The organism is Serratia oryzae (genome assembly GCF_001976145.1).
In the GTDB taxonomy this organism is placed as follows: Bacteria; Pseudomonadota; Gammaproteobacteria; order Enterobacterales; family Enterobacteriaceae; genus Chania; species Chania oryzae.
The window spans coordinates 1-1,337 of record NZ_MOXD01000045.1; the positions used below are offsets into that span (position 1 = coordinate 1).

Sequence of the window (1,337 nt, forward strand, 5' to 3'; positions counted from 1 at the left end):
CTTGTGTCAGCACTATATGGACCGCATACAGGAAACGATCGATAAAGCCTTGCTGTGCCACCATCGAACATTGGCGGTGCGTGTTGATTTACGACTGCCGGATGTTGATATCGATACTGATATGGACGCCGCGACAGACCCTGCGTGTATATCGCGTTTTATCGAGTCATTAAAAGCCCAAATTAAAGCGGATCTGCGTAGGAAAATAAAAACCAACAAGCAGGTACATTCCTGTGTTCTTCGTTACGTATGGGTCAAGGAGTTTAGTCAAGAAGGGAAAAAGCATTACCATGTTTTGCTGCTGCTCAACAAACATGCTTATGGGTTTCTCGGGGATTACACAAAGGAAAGCGGCAATCTGGCTTGCATGATTTCGAGAGCGTGGGCGCGTGCATTGCGTGTTGCCTATCCCGAGAATCAATCGTTAACCTATTTCCCCGATAAACCGGTGTTTTACCTGGCTTATCAGAAGGAATTCAGCTTCAACGCCTATACAGAACTGCTCTACCGCTCCAGCTACCTGGCCAAGTTTAAATCTAAAAGCATTGGCCCTGACGAACGTTCATTTGGTTGTAGTCAATATTGATAGGGAACGGTCAACGTAATTTTTTACTCGCTCGCCGATGGTAATGACAGAGTAAGCCGCACCGAGTGAATACAGACCCGCAAAGGGGCTGTGGTAATGGCTTGCGACTGTCTTCCATTAACGTAAGACGGCGAGAGACATCATGAGTAATCAACTGACCGAATTAAACCTGCTGGACGATAAGCTGGTGGATATGGCCTTTATCACCACATTCACCGGCTTAACCGACAAATGGTTCTACAAGCTTATCAGCGAAGGCAAGTTTCCCAAGCCCATCAAATTAGGACGCAGTTCCAGATGGCTACACAGTGAGGTCCATGCCTGGATGCAAGAGAGAATAGACCTGTCCCGTACACCAGCGTAGTACCAATCTCCACTCGTTACTGCGTTCTGATTTACCCCATTTAACCTTCTTTTTCGAACGAATTGCTATTCGGGCGTGCGTATTACTGCGTCCAATACACCGGAGAATAACAATGTCATCAATCACATCCTGCTACGGCACATGGCCTTGCTGACAAAAAACGTCCATTCGACGACCCCAACCTGACTCAATAACACTCTCGCGCCCCCTGCTTCATGTGATGTTCTCTGAATCTGGCGCAGGGCCAGCGTTTCCCATTGTTTGAAGGAAACTCAACATGCAAAAGATCAACGCCGTAAACCCAGTTAGCGCAGCGACCGGCTGGATATGTACGCAGTGCCACCGCCAATACGCGGGGGCCAAACCTTGCACTTTCTGCCATAGTGC

The 1,337-nt window shown here is 48.1% G+C and carries 3 protein-coding genes; all 3 read left to right on the forward strand.

Translation table 11 applies throughout. The annotated features are described in order from the left end of the window. Positions 1 to 586: inovirus Gp2 family protein (locus BMI79_RS22795; protein ID WP_083704531.1), on the forward strand; the 586-nt coding region annotated here is incomplete at its 5' end. A 142-nt stretch (positions 587 to 728) separates the two neighbouring features. Then, entirely contained in the window at positions 729 to 950 is a 222-nt protein-coding gene (locus tag BMI79_RS22800) for a helix-turn-helix transcriptional regulator (protein WP_076944410.1), read from the forward strand. Positions 951 to 1,227: 277 nt separating this feature from the next. After that, a partial coding sequence (locus BMI79_RS24695) for a putative zinc ribbon protein (protein WP_482822393.1) occupies positions 1,228 to 1,337 on the forward strand: 110 nt, incomplete at its 3' end.

What these genes read in the sequence shown, in the direction of transcription:
- BMI79_RS22800 (WP_076944410.1), top strand. Translation starts at nt 729, where the DNA reads ATGAGTAATCAACTGACCGAATTAAACCTGCTGGACGATAAGCTGGTG.